16 protein-coding genes are annotated in these 18,618 nt (G+C 68.2%); 15 read left to right on the top strand and 1 reads right to left on the bottom strand.

The genetic code is table 11. The features are described 5' to 3' along the window. Positions 1-117 precede the first annotated feature (117 nt). From AC1PQG_RS22240 to ccmI, 15 genes are all read left to right on the top strand, one after another. Complete coding sequence (locus AC1PQG_RS22240) at positions 118-2,151, top strand: SDR family NAD(P)-dependent oxidoreductase (protein WP_481119915.1); 2,034 nt, start codon at positions 118-120, stop codon at positions 2,149-2,151. A gap of 160 nt (positions 2,152-2,311) precedes the next feature. Beyond that, positions 2,312-5,884 (top strand): indolepyruvate ferredoxin oxidoreductase family protein, encoded by a 3,573-nt coding sequence (locus AC1PQG_RS22245; RefSeq protein WP_481119916.1) that lies wholly within the window; start codon positions 2,312-2,314, stop codon positions 5,882-5,884. Between the two features lie 99 nt (positions 5,885-5,983). Continuing rightward, positions 5,984-6,493 carry a GNAT family N-acetyltransferase gene (locus AC1PQG_RS22250; protein ID WP_481119917.1) on the top strand — a complete coding sequence of 170 codons (510 nt, stop codon included), beginning with the start codon at positions 5,984-5,986 and terminating at the stop codon, positions 6,491-6,493. 3 nt (positions 6,494-6,496) lie between these two features. Next, complete coding sequence (locus AC1PQG_RS22255) at positions 6,497-6,892, top strand: GNAT family N-acetyltransferase (protein ID WP_481119918.1); 396 nt, start codon at positions 6,497-6,499, stop codon at positions 6,890-6,892. 211 nt (positions 6,893-7,103) lie between these two features. Then, complete coding sequence (locus tag AC1PQG_RS22260) at positions 7,104-7,880, top strand: class I SAM-dependent methyltransferase (protein WP_481119919.1); 777 nt, start codon at positions 7,104-7,106, stop codon at positions 7,878-7,880. A gap of 84 nt (positions 7,881-7,964) precedes the next feature. Continuing rightward, the gene (locus tag AC1PQG_RS22265; protein ID WP_481119920.1) at positions 7,965-8,672 is read left to right on the top strand and encodes a nucleotide-binding protein; all 708 of its coding nucleotides are present in this window, start codon (positions 7,965-7,967) and stop codon (positions 8,670-8,672) included. Positions 8,673-8,785: 113 nt separating this feature from the next. Beyond that, complete coding sequence (ccmA, locus tag AC1PQG_RS22270; RefSeq protein WP_481119921.1) at positions 8,786-9,400, top strand: cytochrome c biogenesis heme-transporting ATPase CcmA; 615 nt, start codon at positions 8,786-8,788, stop codon at positions 9,398-9,400. Next, positions 9,397-10,062, top strand: a complete 666-nt coding sequence (gene ccmB, locus AC1PQG_RS22275) for a heme exporter protein CcmB (RefSeq protein ID WP_481119922.1) — start codon at positions 9,397-9,399, stop codon at positions 10,060-10,062. The genes ccmA and ccmB overlap by 4 nt, the downstream gene beginning before the upstream one ends. Positions 10,063-10,092: 30 nt before the next feature. Then, the gene (gene ccmC, locus AC1PQG_RS22280; protein WP_481119923.1) at positions 10,093-10,842 is read left to right on the top strand and encodes a heme ABC transporter permease CcmC; all 750 of its coding nucleotides are present in this window, start codon (positions 10,093-10,095) and stop codon (positions 10,840-10,842) included. Beyond that, positions 10,839-11,021 carry a heme exporter protein CcmD gene (ccmD, locus tag AC1PQG_RS22285; protein WP_481119924.1) on the top strand — a complete coding sequence of 61 codons (183 nt, stop codon included), beginning with the start codon at positions 10,839-10,841 and terminating at the stop codon, positions 11,019-11,021. The genes ccmC and ccmD overlap by 4 nt, the downstream gene beginning before the upstream one ends. 2 nt (positions 11,022-11,023) lie before the next feature. Then, complete coding sequence (gene ccmE / locus AC1PQG_RS22290) at positions 11,024-11,464, top strand: cytochrome c maturation protein CcmE (RefSeq protein WP_481119925.1); 441 nt, start codon at positions 11,024-11,026, stop codon at positions 11,462-11,464. Positions 11,465-11,581: 117 nt separating this feature from the next. Further along, a complete protein-coding gene (locus AC1PQG_RS22295) occupies positions 11,582-13,537 on the top strand; it encodes a heme lyase CcmF/NrfE family subunit (RefSeq protein ID WP_481119926.1) in 1,956 nt (651 codons plus the stop codon). Next, positions 13,531-14,124, top strand: a complete 594-nt coding sequence (locus AC1PQG_RS22300) for a DsbE family thiol:disulfide interchange protein (RefSeq protein ID WP_481123048.1) — start codon at positions 13,531-13,533, stop codon at positions 14,122-14,124. Before AC1PQG_RS22295 ends, AC1PQG_RS22300 begins: the two co-directional genes overlap by 7 nt. 1 nt (position 14,125) lies before the next feature. Next, positions 14,126-14,620, top strand: coding sequence for a cytochrome c-type biogenesis protein (locus AC1PQG_RS22305; protein ID WP_481119927.1), 495 nt, complete (start codon positions 14,126-14,128; stop codon positions 14,618-14,620). Beyond that, positions 14,617-15,855 (top strand): c-type cytochrome biogenesis protein CcmI, encoded by a 1,239-nt coding sequence (gene ccmI / locus AC1PQG_RS22310; protein WP_481119928.1) that lies wholly within the window; start codon positions 14,617-14,619, stop codon positions 15,853-15,855. Before AC1PQG_RS22305 ends, ccmI begins: the two co-directional genes overlap by 4 nt. A gap of 41 nt (positions 15,856-15,896) precedes the next feature. Here ccmI and AC1PQG_RS22315 read toward each other — a convergent pair whose 3' ends face one another. Then, positions 15,897-18,302 carry a sensor domain-containing diguanylate cyclase gene (locus tag AC1PQG_RS22315; protein WP_481119929.1) on the bottom strand — a complete coding sequence of 802 codons (2,406 nt, stop codon included), beginning with the start codon at positions 18,300-18,302 and terminating at the stop codon, positions 15,897-15,899. Between the last annotated feature and the right edge of the window lie 316 nt (positions 18,303-18,618).

Below are 18,618 nucleotides of genomic sequence, written 5' to 3' on the forward strand. Positions count from 1 at the left end.
TCACTAGGCAATGCGGTAAGGCGTACGCTCTGAACGACCGGCGAGAGTCCGCGGCACACGGCCCAACAGCATGCGGACGTCCGGAACCAAGTCCATATCACCCTAGGGGAGGGCGTCATGGCATCTCTGGTTTCTCTGGTCCGCAACGACAGTTATGCGCCGGACAGGTTGCGCGCTGTCATCGAACATGCGCTGGAGTTGATCGGACAACCGCTGACAGCACTGATCCGGCCTGGTGACAGGGTCCTAGTCAAACCCTACCTGCGTCATGGCAGCGTACGGCTTCCCGAGACCCGGATGGTCTCCCACCCGGCCTTCGTCGAGGCCATGCTGGGGCTGGTTCGCGATAGCGGCGGACGGCCGCAACTCGGTGACGAAGGCTCCCGCTGCCCCGGCAAACCACAGTTACACCACGAGGCCCTGTGGCTGCATGAGCTCGCCGAACGTTTCGACACCGAACTGGTGAGCTTCGCCACCTCCGGCGGAAGGGTTCTGCAGAGCGGGATCCCTCGCCCTGCAAGCTATCTGCTCAGCACCGCGGTTCTCGACACCGACGTCGTGATCAGCCTCGTCAATGCCCAGCCGCATCCGTCCCTGGTCTGGAGCGGCGCGCTGAAGAACATGTTCAACGCGATCATCGGCGCCGGCAACACACAACTCTCGTCCCTGCTGCCCAACGCCGCCGAGTTGGCCGGCGCCGTCGCCGACGTCTGCCGTCTGGCCCGGCCCACGATCTCGGTCGCAGACATGACCACCGTCTGTCCGGGCTTCAAGCAGGCGCTGTGGCGGGTCGGCCTGATCGGCGCATCCACCGACCCGGTCGCCCTCGACAGTACCTGCCTGCAAGCACTGGGCTGGGAGCCCGCGACGATACCAAGCCTGACCTGGGGCGCCCGCCTGGGTGTCGGCGAATGGCAGCGGGAGAGCATCGTACTGCGCGGACTGGACTGGCAGGACCTGCCGGTCATCACCCCGGCATGCGCCGCGCCATCGCCCGAACCACCGGAGCCCCGCTTGGCGAGGGCCATGCGAATTCTCAACAAGACCCACCTTCGACCACGCCCACACATCGACAGGGCGCGCTGTAGCGATTGCACCACCTGCCTGCAGGTCTGCCCGCTCCACGCCATCGGCCGCGACACTGCCGGCCGGCCGCGGATCGACTACCGGACCTGCGCCGACTGCATGGTGTGCGCCGACGCCTGCCATGAGAAGGCGATCCAGCTGCGCCCCCGCGGCCTGCGGGCCGTGCTGGAGGCGCCGCGTACCCTGGCGCGCCACCTGTGGCGAAAGGGCAAGGCCGGACACGTCTGGCAAATCGGTGGGCTGGCAGTGCGCTGGCACCTGGAGCGCACCCATCCGGTACATCCCCCGCGACCGCTGACGCGGCGGGACTCCAAGCAGGAGGCCACAACTGTGAATCCATTCGGAAAGGAGGCCGATCGCCAGAATGGCGTCGCCCTCATCGTGGGTGCTGGCCCCGGCCTCGGCAGCGCCCTTGCACGCCGTTTCGCACAGGCCGGCATGGACGTGGCCGTCATCGCACGTAACGGCCGGCGGCTCGACGCGCTGGTCGCCGAACTCGATGCCCTCGGGGTTACCGCCCGCGCCTATGCGTGCGACATCACGGACGACGGCGCGGTGAGCCACATGGTCCGCGCGGTCTGCGGTGAGCTGGGCGTGCCGCAGCTGGCGGTATACAACGTCGAGCACTTCGGCCCCGGCCATGTGGTTGACATCGAAACCGCCGCCTTCCTCGAATGCTGGCGGGTGAATTGTCTGGGTGCCTTCCTGGTCGGCCGCGAGGTTGCCAAGGCAATGCTGACACGCGGCTGCGGCACCCTGATCTTCACGGGCGCCACCGCAGCCACCCGCGGCCGCGATGGATACGCCAACATGGCCGTCGGCAAGTGGGGGCAGCGGGCCCTGGCTCAATGCATGGCACGGGAGCTTGGGCCCAAAGGCATCCACGTCGCCCACGTGATCCTCGACGGCGGCATCCTGAAGGACACCGCCCCGACTTTCATGCAGGAGCGCATGCTCGGCCTGTTCCCCGATCAGATCGCCGAGAACTACCTGGCCCTGCATCGCCAGCACCCGAGCACCTGGACGCAGGAACTGGATCTGCGCCCATGGCTGGAGAAGTTCTGAATCCTGCCCGGCCGGAACCCCGGCCGGCGCCAACAATCCAATGGTCGAGTTGCGCAGCATTCTGGCGCATCCAGGCTTGCCCTGCAGTACCTCGGCGGCACGGCCCACAAGGCCCCGGCCGCGAGCGGATCAAGAACACGATTTTTGCGAGGAAACCACCATGGCCGAGCAAGATCCCGTCCGCATGCTATCCACTTCCGGCGCTCCTGCGGCACAGTTGGACGACAAGTACACCGCCGCCGGGCGGGTCTATCTCACCGGCTACCAGGCGCTGGTGCGCCTGCTGATGATCCAGCGCGACCGTGACCGGGCCGCCGGCCTCAACACCGCCGGCTTCGTATCCGGCTACCGGGGCTCGCCGCTGGGCGGACTCGACCTGGCGCTGTGGAAGGCCAAGGACCACCTCGCCGAGCACGACATCGTCTTCCAGCCCGGCATCAATGAAGACATGGCTGCCACCGCGCTGTGGGGCACCCAACAGGTATCCCTGTCGCCCAAGGCCCGCGTGCAGGGCGTGTTCGGCATGTGGTACGGCAAGGGACCGGGGGTGGACCGCTGCGGCGACGTGTTCCGCCATGCCAACGCGGCCGGCAGCGCCAAATACGGCGGCGTGCTGGTGATCGCTGGCGACGACCACGCCGCCAAGTCATCCACGCTGCCGCACCAGACCGACCACTTCTTCAAGTCGATGATGATGCCGGTGCTGGCCCCGGCCGGCGTGCAGGAATATCTCGACTTCGGCGTGCACGGCTGGGCCATGTCCCGCTACTCGGGCTGCTGGGTGGCCTTCAAGGCGCTGGCCGACACGGTGGAAACCTCCGCGTCGGTGGACGTGGATCCGCTGCGCGTTGAGACGCGGGAACCATCCGACTTCGCGCTGCCGCCGGACGGCCTCAACATCCGCTGGCCGGACCCGCCGCTGGTACAGGAAAAACGCCTGCTCCACGCCAAGCTGTACGCCGCGCTGGCCTATTGCCGGGCCAACGGGCTCAACCGGGTGGTCATCGATTCACCGCAGCCGCGGCTCGGCATCATCACCGCCGGCAAGAGCTACCTGGACGTGCGCCAGGCCTTCGACGACCTGGGCATCGACGAGGCCCTCGCCGCCCAGATCGGCATCCGCCTCTACAAGGTCGGCATGGTATGGCCGCTGGAAGCCGAGGGCGTGCGGCACTTCGCCGAAGGGCTGGAAGAAATCCTGGTCGTCGAGGAAAAGCGCCAGCTGATCGAATACCAGCTCAAGGAAGAGCTCTACAACTGGCGCGAGGACGTGCGCCCGCGGGTGATCGGCAAGTTCGACGAAAAGGGCGAATGGGCGATCCTCACTACCCTCGGTGCGGACGGCCGCGCCACGGTCGATCACGGCAAGTGGCTGCTGCCGGCGGCTGGCGAACTGACTCCGGCGATGATCGCCCAGGTGATCGCCGGCCGCATCGAACGCTTCTTCACGTCCGAGCGCATCCGCGCCCGCCTGGCCTTCCTGCAAGCCAAGGAAGCGACGCTGGCCCAGCGGGTCTTCGCGATCGACCGGGTACCCACCTTCTGCCCCGGCTGCCCACACAACACATCCACCGTGGTGCCGGAAGGCAGCCGCGCGATGGCCGGCATCGGCTGCCACTACATGGCCACCTTCATGCCGGACCGCAAGACCGGCGCCTTCACCCATATGGGCGGCGAAGGCGTGCCGTGGGTCGGCCAGGCCCCCTTCACCGACGAGCCGCACATCTTCGCCAACCTCGGCGACGGCACTTATTTCCACTCCGGCCTGCTGGCGATCCGCCAGTCCGTGGCGGCCTTCAACAAGCCCGGCGTGACCAGCGGCATCACCTACAAGATCCTCTACAACGACGCGGTGGCGATGACAGGCGGCCAACCGGTGGACGGCGCCCTCAGCGTACCCAAGCTGATCCGCCAGCTGCAGGCCGAAGGGGTGAACAACATCGTCCTCGTCACCGACGGCACCGACCGGCCCTGGCACGTGGCCGACATCCCGCACGGCGTGCCGATCCGCCACCGGGACGAGCTGGAGGTGATCCAGCGCGAGCTGCGCACGCTGGCCGGCGTGTCGGCCCTGGTCTTCGACCAGACCTGCGCAGCCGAGAAGCGCCGGCGCAGGAAGCGCGGCCGCTACCCCGACCCGCAGACCCGCGTCTTCATCAACGAAGCGGTGTGCGAAGGTTGCGGCGACTGCGGACGCGAATCCAACTGCATGGCGATCCTGCCGGTGGAGACCGACTTCGGCCGCAAGCGCCAGATCGACCAATCGGCCTGCAACAAGGACTACTCGTGCATGAACGGCTTCTGCCCGAGCTTCGTCACCGTCGAAGGCGGACAGCTGCGCAAGGGCAAGGCCATGCAGACCGACGACAGCCGCGTCGGCGCGCTGCCGGCCCCGACGCTGCCGGCCACCCGCGAGCCGTGGGGCATCCTGGTCACTGGCGTCGGCGGCACTGGCGTAGTCACCATCGGCGCACTGATCGGCATGGCTGCCCACCTGGACGGCAAGGGCGTCACCGTGCTCGACATGACCGGCCTGGCCCAGAAGGGCGGCTCGGTGTTCAGCCACGTGCGCATCGCCGACCGACCGGAGGATCTGCACGCGGTGCGCATCGCCGCGGGCGAGGCCAACGCGGTGATCGGCGGCGACCTGGTGGTCACTGCCAGCGTGGACGCCCTGTCCAAGATGGCCGTCGGACGCACCCGCGGCGTTGTGAACTGCACCGAGACGCCGACCTCCGAATTCACCCGCAACCCCAACTGGCAGTTCCCCCTCGACAAGATGGAGGCCGCCGTCGCCGAGGCCGTCGGGCGCGACGGCTGCGACTTCCTCGACGCCCAGCAGCTGGCGATCCGCCTGCTCGGCGACGCCATCGCCACCAACCTGTTCCTGCTTGGCTACGCCTGGCAGAAAGGCTGGGTGCCGGTCAGCGAGGCCAGCCTCGACAAGGCCATCGAGCTCAACGGCGCCGCCGTGGCGATGAACCGCCGGGCCCTGCGGTGGGGCCGCCGCGCGGCGGTGGACCTGGCCGCCGTGCAGCGCGAGGTAACCCCCGCGCCGGTCATCCCGATCCGCCCGGAAACACTGGACGAACGCATCGCCCGCCGGGCGGCGATCCTCACCGACTACCAGGACGCGGCCTACGCGCGCCGCTACACCGAGCTACTGGCCCGCGTCCGCGCCGCCGAAGGCCCGCTGGGCGGCGAACGGCTAGCCCGCGCGGTGACCGACAACTACTTCAAGCTGCTGGCCTACAAGGACGAATACGAAGTGGCCCGTCTGTACGGCGATCCGGCCTTCTGGGACGCCATCGGCGCCGCCTTCGACGGCGACTTCGCGGTGCGCTTCCACCTCGCCCCGACCTTCCTGGCCCACCCCGACCCGGCTTCCGGGCGCATCGCCAAGCGGGTCTTCGGGCCGTGGATGCGCAGCGGCTTCAAGTGGCTGGCCAAGCTGCGCCGCCTGCGCGGCACGCCCTTCGACGTTTTCGGCTACCACCCGGACCGCAAGGCCGAGCGGGCGCTGATCGTGGAGTACGAGCAGGACGTGGCACGCCTGCTCGGGGGCCTGTCCGCCGAAAAGCTGGCGCTGGCCGCGCAGATCGCCGCGTGGCCCGACCATGTGCGCGGCTATGGCCACATCAAGACGGCCTCCATCGGTTGGGCGGAGAAGCACCGTAACGAGCTATGGGCCCAGTGGGACGGCAAGACCGGCAGCGGCGCCCGAGCGGCCTGAAACTTCACCGTGAGCCCCGCCGGAACCTGCGCTGGGCGAAAGGGGGCAGCAGCCACGCGGTATGCTGTCGGCCTGTTCCCCTTCCGCCAGCCCTCGCCCATGCTGACCCTGCGCCCCCTGTTGCCCGCTGATGCCGACGCGCTGTCGGCCGCCGCCCTCGAATCCATCGCCACCGTCGGGCGCTGGATGCCCTGGTGTACCCCCGACTACACCCCGGCCCACGCCCTGGAATGGATAGACCACTGCACCCAGGCCCGCGCCGACCAGAGTGCCTACGAGTTGGGGATCTTCAGCGCGGACGGCAGCGAACTCTTCGGCCTGGTCGGCCTCAACCAGTTCAACCGCCTTCACAACTTCTGCAACCTCGGTTACTGGGTGCGCGAATCCCGCCAGCGCCAGGGCGTCGCCGTGACGGCAGCACGCCGCCTGGCCGAGTTCGGCTTCCGGGAGCTGGGCCAGACCCGCATCGAGATCGTCATTGCCGCCGGCAACACGGGCAGCGAAGCCGTCGCCCGCAAGGTCGGCGCCCATTTCGAGGGCATGGCCCGCAACCGGCTGCAGCTGGCCGACGGGCCGGTGGCCGCCTCCGTGTATTCGCTGATTCCCTGAGCCATGATCGACTACCGCCTGCACACGCCCCTCGCCGCCGCCGACATCGCCCGCCTCTTCGACGCCTCCGGCATCAAGCGGCCGACCGGCGACCTGTCGCGTATCGCCCGCATGTTCGCCAACGCCAACCTGGTCGTCTCGGCCTGGTCGGGCGAGCAACTGGTCGGCGTGTGCCGGGCGCTGACCGACTTCAGCTACTGCTGCTACCTGTCCGACCTGGCGGTGGACCAGGCCTTCCAGCACCAAGGCATCGGCCGCGAGCTGGTGGCCCGCGTGCAGGCCGCCGTCGGCGACGAGGTTTCCATCGTGCTGCTGTCCGCCCCCGATGCACTGAACTACTACCCGAAGCTCGGCTTCGAGAAGCTGGACAACGGCTTCGTGCTGCGCCGCCGGCGCTGACTACGACCTGGGGGCAGGTTCATCCGCCCCCCGTCGGCTGAGCACAATCCACAGGCGAGGGAGTTCGCCCTCGCCGAGCGCACTTCCTGCCCCTGTCCTTGCCCGCCCCATCTGCCCCGACGATCGCAGCCTGCGCCACCCGTCACGGGCAGCCGACCCGGTGGTCGGCTACACTCCGGCCTGTTGCGCCCGTCGCCGCCCCACGCCTGCCATGCCACCGTTCCTGAAAGCCCTTCTCGCCCAGTTCGCCGGCACCGCCGTTGCCTACGGCAGCGCCCAGGCCGGCCTGTTGCCGGCCGGCCTCGCGCCGGTGGTGGCGGTGCAGGCGGCAGCGGCGGCCGGCACGGCGAGCCTGCTGCGCAGCGCCCCGTGGTGGCGCTGGATCCATCTCGGCTTTGCGCCGCTGGTGGTCGGCGCGCTCAGCCTGGGCATCGCACCTCTGTGGTACCTGGCGGCGTTCCTGCTGTGCGCACTGGTCTATTGGAGCAGCTTCCGCACCCAAGTGCCGCTCTACCTGTCCAACCACCACACCGCCGCAGCCGTGGCCGGGCTGCTGCCCCGCGGCCGGCCGGCGATGCTGCTCGACCTGGGCAGCGGCACCGGCGCGCTGCTGCGCCCGCTGGCCCGCCTGCGCCCCGACTGTCGCTTCGAGGGGCTGGAGTCGGCGCCCGCCCCCTATGCCCTGTCCCGCCTGCTGTCCCGCCGCCAACCCAACGTGAGCCTGGCCCGCGGCGACTTCTGGAAAATCCCGTGGGCGGACTACGATGTGGTGTACGCTTTCCTGTCCCCGGTGCCGATGTCCGCCGTCTGGACGAAAGCCTGTGCCGAGATGCGCCCCGGCAGCCTGCTGGTCAGCAACAGCTTCCCGGTGCCCGGCGTGGAACCCGAAACGGTCGTCGAGGTGGACGACCGGCGGCGCACCCAGCTTTACTGCTATCTGCCAGCCGGCCCCGGGCTGAGCGGAAAATTCCGAAATGCCGGCCGATGAACCCTTAATTCGGGCCGCATCTTTCCCGTTAATGCGCGAATAATGGCGCCATTGCGCCTGGCTTCATTGCGAGAGGTTTCAACCATGTCCCCGATCATCTGCATCATCGGCAACAAGGGCGGTACCGGCAAGACCACCCTTTCCCATCTCCTGTGCCAGGGCTTCGGCCTGCTCGGCCAGCGCTCGGCCTGCGTGCTGACCGACACGTCCCGCGAGCCCCTGGCGCCGGAAGGGCGCCGCTACGCGATCGCCGATGCGCGCACCCCCGAGTCCCTCAACCGGGTCGTCGGCAAGCTGCGGGCGATGGAGCACTGGGTCGGCGTAGTGGACGGCGGCGGCAACCGGGCCGACGTGGACCGCATGCTCGACGGCCTGGCCGACATCGTGCTGCTGCCCTTCCGCGACTCCCACGAAGACCTGCGCACCGTGCTGCGCGACCTGGAGACCTTCCCGCGTGCCTATGCGCTGCCGTCCCAGTGGCCGACCAATGCCTGGCAGCGCGACGCCGCCGACCGCAACGTGGCGCAGATCCTCGGAGCCCACAAGCACCGCATCCTGAACCCGGTCATCAGCCTGTCGGCGTCCAAGCTGCTGCTGCAGAAGAACGTGCCTGACGGCCTGCCGACCAACCTCGGCAACGCCTGCCGCGCGCTGGCCCGCCAAGTGATCGAAATCCTCGAGATCGGCGATGCCGATGGCACCCCGTCCGCAGGGTCGGAAACAAGCGAGGAAGCCGGCAGCACGCCATCCACCGTGGTCCCCGACGACTACGCCAGCACGGCCCGCCACTGACTCTCGCACCGTAGCCGCTGCGGTATCGGCGCTTCTGCTTGATGTAACCGGTTTACCCACTTCGGGGGGTCGGGCAGAATGCGCCGACTCGATTTCCCGGTTTTGCCCTTCCAATGCTTCAAGCCCACGGCCTCGCCTGTGTCCGCGGTGACCGCCGCCTGTTTTCCGGTGTGGATCTCGCCGTCGCGCCCGGCCAATGGCTGCAGGTGGAGGGCGCCAACGGGGCCGGCAAGACCAGCCTGCTGCGCATCCTGGCCGGCCTGTCGCCGGCCGCCGACGGACGCATCGAATGGGAAGGCCGGCCGGTCGCCGACGTGCGCGACGACTTCCACGCCCGTCTGCTCTACCTGGGCCACGCGCCAGCCATCAAGGACGACCTGTCGGCCCTCGAGAACCTGCAGAGCGCGGCCGCGGTGGGCGGTCGCCCCCTCGATGAAGCCACCGCCCTCACCGCGCTGCGCCGCATCGGCCTGAAGGGCCGCGAGGATCTGCCCAGCCGCGTGCTGTCCCAGGGCCAGAAGCGCCGCGTGGCGCTGGCCCGCCTGCTGTGCGGCCAGGCCCGCCTGTGGATCCTCGACGAGCCCTTCGTGGCCCTCGACGTGGGTGCCGTGGACATGCTGTGCGGCATCCTCGACGAACATATCGGCCGCGGCGGCATGCTGATCTTCACCAGCCACCAGGCGGTGCAACTGCAGGGCAACGGCGCCCGCCTGGAGCTCACCAAATGAACGCCTTCGTCGCCATCCTGCGCCGCGACCTGCTACTGGCCATGCGGCGCAAGAGCGAGATGCTCACCGCGCTGTTCTTCTTCATGATCGTGGTCAGCCTGTTCCCCCTCGGCATCGGGCCGGAGACCGCGCTACTGCGGCGCATCGCCCCCGGCGTACTTTGGGTGGCGGCGCTGCTCGCCGCAATGCTGTCCCTCAACCGCCTGTTTGCCGCCGACTACCAGGACGGCACGCTGGAACAGATGGCCCTGTCGCCGACTCCGCTAGCCCTGCTGGTCAGCGGTAAGGTGCTGGCCCACTGGCTGACCGCCGGCCTGCCGCTGGTCCTGCTGGCACCGGTGCTGGGCCTGCAGTTCGATCTGTCGTCACGGGCGCTGGGTATCCTGATGCTCTCGCTGCTGCTCGGCACCCCACTGCTGTCGCTGATCGGCGCCATCGGCGCGGCGCTGACCCTCGGCGTGCGCGGCGGCGGCGTGCTGCTGTCGCTGCTGGTGCTGCCCCTGTATATTCCGGCGCTGATTTTCGGCGCCGGCGCCGTCGAGGCCGATATGGCCGGCCTGGGTGCCGGCGGCCACCTGTCACTGCTCGGCGCGCTGCTCGCCCTCGGCCTGTTCTTCGCCCCGTGGGCGACCACGGCGGCCCTGCGCATCGCCCTCGAATAACACCCGAACCTTCCCCAACCGGATTCGCCCATGAGTCAGCCCCTGATCAACTGGTTCAAGTTCGCCTCCCCGGCCAGCTTCTACCCCCTCGCGGGAAAGATGTGGCCGTGGTTCGCCGCACTGGCCACCGCTTTTGCCGCCGCCGGCCTGTGGATCAGCTTCTTCGTCGCGCCCACCGACTTCCAGCAGGGCGAGGGCTACCGGATCATCTTCATCCACGTCCCGGCCTCGTGGATGTCCATGTTCATCTACTGCGTGATGGCCTTCTGGTCGGCCATCGGTATCGGCTTCAACACCCGCCTGTCGGGCATGATGAGTTCGGCGCTGGCCCCCACCGGCGCGCTGTTCGCCTTCCTGTCCCTATGGACCGGCGCCCTATGGGGCAAGCCCATGTGGGGCGCCTGGTGGGTATGGGACGCGCGCCTCACCTCCGAGCTGATCCTGCTGTTCCTCTACCTCGGCTACATCGCCCTCACCGCCGCCATCGACGACCCGCGCCGGGCCGACAAGGCCGGCGCCATCGTGTCATTGGTGGGCGTCATCAACGTGCCGATCATCTATTTTTCGGTGAAGTGGTGGAACACCCTGCACCAGGGCGCCTCTGTATCGATGACCAAGGCCCCGACGATGGCCGCCACGATGCTGTGGGGCATGCTGCTGATGGCGCTGGCCTTCTGGATGTACAGCATCGCCGTGGCCCTGTATCGGGTGCGCGCCATCATCCTCGAACGGGAACGCCACGCCACCTGGGTGGCCGAACTGCCGGAGATGCAACGATGAACTGGGGCAGCACGAGCGAATTCTTCGCGATGGGAGGCTACGGCTTCTACGTGTGGGGCAGTTTCGGCGTCACCGCCGCGGCCCTGCTGATCGAAACCCTGCTGGTCAGGAAGCGCCTCGGCGACACCCGCCGCCTGCTGCGCCGGGAACTGGCGGCCGACAGAGAGAGTCAGGACTAACCATGAAAGCACGACACAAACGTTTCGCCATCGTCCTCGGTGGTCTGGCCGCCCTCGGCATCGCCGCGGCGCTGATCCTCAACGCCTTCCAGAGCAACCTGGTGTTCTTCTTCACGCCGACCCAGGTGGCCAACGGCGAGGCCCCGAAAGACCGGGCCTTCCGCATCGGCGGTCTGGTGAAGGAAGGCAGCCTGCAGCGCACCGACATCACCGCCCGCTTCGTCGTCACCGACACGGCCAAGGAGATCCCGGTGGCCTACACCGGCATCCTTCCGGACCTGTTCAGCGAGGGCAAGGGCGTTGTCGCCCAGGGCGCCCTCGGCGCGGACGGCAAGTTCACCGCCACCGAAGTGCTCGCCAAGCACGACGAAAACTACATGCCGCCGGAAGCCAAGCACGCCGTCGACCAGGCCCACGAGGCCGCGAAGACCCTCAAGCAGTGAATCGGTGATGCAAGGAAAAGCCTGTAGCGTTCCCGTGATCCGCTTCGTCCCTCGCGATGCGGACAGACTGCACGCCATCCGACGTCTCCTTGTCACCTCCAACCGGGCATCCCAGCCATGATCCCTGAAATCGGAACCTTCGCCCTCATCCTCGCCCTGCTGGTCGCCCTGGTGCAGGGCAGCCTGCCGCTGATCGGCGCCCAGCGCGGCATCCCGGCCTGGATCGGGCTGGCGCGGCCGGCCTCGGCAACGCTGTTCCTGCTGGTCGCGGTCTCCTTCGGCTGCCTCACGGCGAGCTTCATCAACAACGACTTCTCGGTGCTCTACGTCGCCCAGCACTCCAACTCCAAGCTGCCGCTGCAGTACCGGATCGCCGGCGTGTGGGGCGGCCATGAAGGCTCCCTGCTACTGTGGGTGCAGATGCTGAGCCTGTGGGCGCTGGCAGTGGCGGCCTTCTCGCGCAGCCTGCCGGACGACATGGTGGCCCGCGTGCAGGGCGTGCTGGGGCTGGTGGCCGCCGGCTTCATCCTGTTCATCCTGAGCACCTCCAACCCCTTCGAGCGCCTGTTGCCGGGCGCCGACGACGGGCGCGACCTCAACCCGCTGCTGCAGGACCCGGGCCTGATCTTCCACCCGCCGATGCTCTACATGGGCTACGTGGGCTTCTCGGTGGCCTTCGCCTTCGCCATTGCGGCGTTGCTGTCGGGCCGCCTCGACGCGGCCTGGGCGCGCTGGTCGCGGCCATGGACCACCGCCGCGTGGATCTTCCTGACCCTCGGCATCGGCCTCGGCTCGATCTGGGCCTACTACGAGCTGGGCTGGGGTGGCTGGTGGTTCTGGGACCCGGTGGAAAACGCCTCCTTCATGCCCTGGCTGGTGGGCACCGCGCTGATCCATTCCCTGGCCGTCACCGAGAAACGCGGCAGCTTCAAGAACTGGACCGTGCTGCTGGCCATCGGCGCCTTCTCCCTGTCCCTGCTCGGCACCTTCCTGGTCCGTTCCGGTGTGCTGAGTTCGGTGCACGCCTTCGCATCCGATCCGAAGCGCGGCATCTTCATCCTGTTCTTCCTGGCCACCGTCGTCGGCTCGTCCCTGACCCTGTTCGCCTGGCGCGCCCCGAAGGTCAGCCTCGGCGGCGCCTTCGCGCTGGTGTCACGGGAAACCTTCCTGCTGGTCAACAACGTGCTGCTGCTGTCCGCCGCCGGTGCGGTGCTGCTCGGCACCCTCTATCCGCTGGTGATCGACGCCCTCAACCTGGGCAAGCTGTCGGTCGGCCCCCCGTACTTCAACGCGGTGTTTGCGCCACTGATGGTGCCGGTGCTGTTCCTGATGGCGGTCGGCCCGGTGGCGCGCTGGAAGCAGGCCGACCTGGCCGACATCGCGCGGCCGCTGCGCTGGGCCTTCACCGTCGCCGTGGTGGCGGGCGTCGGCGTGCCCTTCCTGGCCGGCGCCTGGTCGGCCGGCGTGGCGCTGGGCATCGGCCTGGCGATCTGGATCATCGGTGCGTCGGTGGTGCAGATCCTCGCCCGCCGCAAGTCAGGCACCCCGCCGCGGGCCTTCTGGGGCATGCACCTGGCCCACGTCGGCATCGCCGTGACGGTGATCGGCATCGTGATGGTCAAGCACTACGAGACCGAGCGCGACGTGCGCATGGCGCCCGGCGACACGGTGAAGATCGGCGGCTACGAGATCCGCTTCCAGGGCGTCAGCGACGTGCCCGGCCCCAACTACGTGGCCGCCCGTGGCGACCTGGAGCTGCTGAAGGACGGTCAGGTTGTAATGCCGCTGCACCCTGAGAAGCGCAAGTACTTCTCGTCGGCGATGCCGATGACCGAAGCCTTCATCGACCCGGGCCTGACCCGCGACATCTACGTGTCCCTCGGCGATCCGCTGGAAGGCGGCGACGGCGCGTGGAGCGTGCGCGTCTATCACAAGCCCTTCGTCGACTGGATCTGGGCCGGTGCCGTGTGCATGGCCCTCGGCGGCCTGCTCGCCGCCAGCGACCGTCGTTACCGCATCACGTCCAAGGCCGCCAAGGCCGCGCGCCTGGCCGCTGAAGGAGCTGCATCTTGAAACGTTTCCTGATTCCCCTCGGACTATTCCTGGTCCTCGTCGTATTCCTGGCCGTCGGCCTCAACCGCGATCCGCACGAAGTCCCATCGCCGCTGGTCGGCAAACCGGCGCCCGATTTCAAGCTGGCGCAACTGGCCGAGCCGGGCAAGACCTTCTCCCCGGCGGACATGCGCGGCCAGGTCTGGCTGCTCAACGTGTGGGCATCCTGGTGCGTGTCCTGCCGCGCCGAGCACCCGCTGCTGGTGGCCTTCGCCCGCCAGGGCGGCCTGCCCATCGTCGGCCTCAACTACAAGGAAGTGCGCGGCGACGGCGAGACCGACGTGAAGAAGCTGGCCGCCGACGAGGAAAGCACGCTGACCCGCCAACGCGCGTCGGCCTGGCTGTCCCAGCACGGCAACCCCTACGTGCTGTCGGCCCTCGACATGGACGGCCGGGTCGGCATCGACTACGGCGTGTATGGCGTGCCGGAGACCTATCTGATCGACAAGAAGGGCGTCATCCGCTACAAGCAGATCGGCCCGATCACCCCCGAAGCGCTGGAGAAGAAGATCCTGCCGCTGGCCAAACAACTGGCCGGGGAGTCCTGACATGAAGCAGCGTCTAGCCATCCTGGCCACCGCCGCCCTGCTCGGCCTGGCGCCCGTCGCCCATGCTGGCGAAGCCGCCCCGCTGGCCGCCGATCCGGCGGTCGAGGCGCGCATGATCAGCATCTCCGAAGAGCTGCGCTGCCTGGTGTGCCAGAACGAAAGCCTGGCGGCCTCCCGCGCCGAACTGGCCGAGGATCTGCGCCGGGAAGTGCGCAGCCTGATCCGCGAGGGCAAGAGCGACGCGGAGATCCGCGACTACCTCGTCAGCCGCTACGGCGACTTCGTGCTCTACCGCCCGCCGGTCAAGCCGACCACCTGGCTGCTGTGGTTCGGCCCCTTCGTGATCCTCGCCGGCGCCATCATCGGCCTGATCGCCTACCTGCGCCGCCGCGCCGGCCAGATCACCCCGCCGACGCTGTCCGCCGCCGACCGCGCCGCCGCCGAAGCCCTGCTCGCCGGCGACCCGAAATCTACCCAACCGAAAGACCAGGCATGACCGCCTTCTGGATTGCCGCCGGGCTGCTCACCGCCCTTGTCCTCGCTCTGATCAGCCGCCCGCTACTGCGCCAGCGCCAAGCCAACCACGCGTCCCGCAAAGCCCTCAATACCGCCATATACCGCGACCAGATGGCCGAACTGGAACGCGATCTGGCCAGCGGGGCGCTATCCGCCGCCGACCACGCCACCGCCCGCGACGAACTGGAACGGCGCATTCTCGAAGACTTGGCCGACGACGGCGCCGAAGCCGTCGCGGAGCCACGCCGCCTGCCGCGCACCGCCATCGCCCTCGGCCTGGCGCTGCCCGCCACGGCCGTCCTCCTCTACCTGGTGCTCGGCACGCCGGCCGCCCTCAACCCGGCCGCATTGCAGGCGGACAGCGGCGCCGCGCCGACCCAGGCTGAAGTCGAGAAGATGGTCGCCACCCTGGCTGCCAAACTCGAGAAGGAACCGGACAATCCCAAGGGCTGGGTCATGCTCGGCCGCAGCTACAAGGTCATGGGCCGTCTCGACGAAGCCGCCCACGCCTTCGAGAAGGCCGGCCCGGTGATGGAGACAGAACCGGAGCTGATGCTGGAAATGGCCGAGCTGTCCGCCGCGCAGAACGAAGGCAAGGTGGAAGGCAAGGGCCTGGAGCTCCTCAAGCGCGTGCTGGCCGACCAGCCGGACAACCCGCAGGCCCTGGTGCTGGCCGGCACCGACGCCTACTTCCGCAAGAACTACGCGGATGCAGCCCGCTACTGGGAGAAGGTGCTGGCCCAGGTGCCGCCGGACTCCGAAGACGCCCGTAACCTGTCCGCCGGCATCGAGAAGGTCCGCCAGCTGATGGGCGACGGCGCGGGCGCCAAACCGGCCGCGCGGGAAACAACCCAGAAGGCCGCCGCCGGTGCCACCTCGGTCAGTGGCCGGGTCAGCCTGGCCCCGGCTCTGAAGGACAAGGCCGGCCCGGACGACACCCTGTTCATCTTTGCCCGCCACGCAAACGGCCCGCGCATGCCGCTGGCCGTGCTGCGCCTCAAGGCTGCCGAGCTGCCGAAGGAGTTCACCCTCGACGACAGCATGGCGATGAGCCCGGAGATGAAACTGTCGTCCGCCGCCGAGCTGCGCATCGAGGCACGCATCTCCAAGTCCGGCGACGCGATCCCGAAATCCGGCGACCTGGCCGGCGAGCTCACGCCGGTCAAACCCGGCGCCAAGGGCCTCAAGCTGGTCATCGACAAGCTCGTACCGTAAGGCTCTCAGGGTCGGGCGTCCGCCCGACCCCCCTCACACCTTCAGCACCCCAGCTTCAGCGGCACCGGCAGGCGCCGCGGATCGAAGAAACGCACCGCATTGCGGCCGGCGGCCTTGGCCCGGTACATCGCGATGTCGGCCCGCTTGATCAGCTCGTCCCGACTCTCCTCGTGACCGAGGAACATGCACACGCCGACACTGGCCGTGCATTGGTGAATCACACTGTCGCTACCGCCCGGCACACTGAGGTGGTAAGGCCTGGCCAGTTCCTCGCGCAGTTTTTCGGCCACCCGCCCGGCATGGGACTCGGCGTCGCGCTCCTCCTCGTCGAGGTTTTCGAGGATCACCACAAACTCATCGCCCCCCAGGCGGGCCACGGTGTCCGACTCACGCAGGCTGTCCACCAGGCGATGGGCCACCTCTACCAGCAAGGCATCACCCATCACATGGCCGTGGGTGTCGTTGAGGCCTTTGAAACCATCCAGGTCGAGGAACAGCAATGCCCCACCATGACGGCTGCGGGCACTGGCCACCAGCGCCTGTTCAAGCCGGTCGTGGAACAGGCGGCGGTTCGGCAGCTGGGTCAGCGGATCATAGAAAGCCAGCTGATGGACCTGCTCCTCGGCCTTCTTGTGCTCGGTGATGTCGGAAAACGCCGCCACGTAATGGGTGACCTGGCCCGCATCGTCGCGCACCGCCGAGATTGTCACCCATTCGACGAACACCTCTCCGTTCTTGCGGCGGTTCCAGATCTCGCCCTGCCAGAAGCCATCGCGCTCGAGCCCCGCATAGAGGCGCCGGTAGAACTCCTGCCCATGACGGCCGGAGCGCAGCATGGCAGGCGTCTGGCCGATCGCCTCCCGCGCCGAGTAACCGGTCATCGCGGTGAACGCCTGATTCACCTGGACGATGCGGCCTTCCGCATCGGTGATGAAGATCCCCTCCTGACCTTCGAAGGTCGCCGCCGCGATGCGCAGCTTGAGTTCGGTTTCCTTGGCCTCGGTGATGTCGGTGGCGAAGCCCTGCCAGGTCACGCCACCGCTGTCCGCCGCCTCGGGCAGCGCATCGAAACGCATCCAGCGCACCCCGCGTGCCGGGTGGGCGATGCGGAACTCCCGGTGCAAGCGGCTCAGCTCCCGGGCGGATTCGCTGACGGCAGCGAGCAGCGCCGGCAGATCCTCAGGCAGCACCCGCGCGTGCAGGGCATCGGCTGACGCCAGCAGACAATCCGGCTCGAGGCCGAACAGCTCGCGCAGCGCGTCGCTGGCGAACGGCACGCTGTGATGCCCGTCGCCATCCAGGCGGTACTGGAAGACCAGGCCGGGGATCTGCGACACGATGCTGCGCAGGCGCTGGTTGAGGGCATGCTCGGCAGCCCGCGCCTCGCCTTCCAGGATCGTCGTCAACAGGCCGTTGAAGGCCCCTGTCAGCGCACCGATCTCGTCGTCCCGCCGTACCGGCAGGGCCTGACGGGGGATCAAACCGTCGCGCATGCGGCCGAGCTGTTCAGCCGCTTCGCCAAGGGGTCGCAGCTGGCGACGCAGCCACCACCAGACGAGCACACTGGCCAGCACCGTGAGCGCCGCAGCCAAACCCAGAAGGCGCCACTGCATCGCATACAGCGGCGCGAAAGCCTCCTCCCCCGGCAGTACCGACTGCATCAGCCAGCCGGTGGATTTCACGCGGCGGCTCGACGACAACTCGACCACGCCGCGGGAACTGCGCGCGAGGCCCGAGCCGTCATTACCCGCAAGGTAGTGGTCATAAACCGGATTGACGCCCGGCGGTGGCCCTGGCGTCATCACGCGGCTCTTGTCGGTGGCGGCAATGAACAGGCGCTGGACCGGATCGGTGATCAGGTAGCCCCCATGGCGGCCGAAACGGTTGGCGCTGATCTCATCGAGGAAATTGGCGTTGGCCAGATTGATCAGGCCAATCACCACCCCTAGCACTGCACCGCCCGGATCACGGATCGGCACGATCATCGGCACCACCGGCTGGAGCGTCGTCTTGCCGATCAGCGCGGGCCCGATCTGCGCCTCGCCACTCTCCAGCGTCCGGCGGACCGCCGGCACATCCATGTAATTGACGCCGCCTCGGCCGAGTTCATCGGGCAGGCTGACCAGCGTGGTGCCCTGCCGATCGGTAACCAGCACGCCCCAGTTGAACAGGGTCAGCAACACGTGCTGGTCGCGCAACTCCCTCTCCAGCGCTGCCGGAGATGCCAGCTTGGCGGCATCGAAGTCGTCTGCGACAGCCTGTAGCGCCCGCATGCGCTCCGATACCGAACGGTCGATCTCGTCCGCCAGCAGCGTCACCACCGAAAATTGCTGGGCGGCCAGCGTGGCTTGCATTTCCTGGCGCAGCACATAGCCCACCAGCAGCGTGGCACCCCACAGAGCCAGCAGCAGGCCCAGCAGAACCCCTGCCGCAATGCGTGTCCGCAAGGAGCGAAGTGGTGATCCCCAATGGCCCAGCCTGCCCATGGCGCCGGCCCTCCCGCACTCATCCGGCAAGCTGCTGCCGTCGTTCTGGATTGTTCTAATATCAGTGCTAGCTTAAGCGCGTACCCCGCCCCCGCCTAGTCCGCACAATCAATTCGAATGCAAAGCAATGTGAAGCAATAGGCAGGTACTATTCAATTCATGCCTACATTCAATTGGCTGCATCGTGGCGGGCGGCGTAGCATTGAAATCATTCGAGATGGTCGGCCAACCGGCCATCCCACCGCTTGAACGGCGCGCCGGGGCACACAAGACCCCC

The sequence above is a fragment of the Zoogloea sp. GDB6 genome (assembly GCF_056724105.1).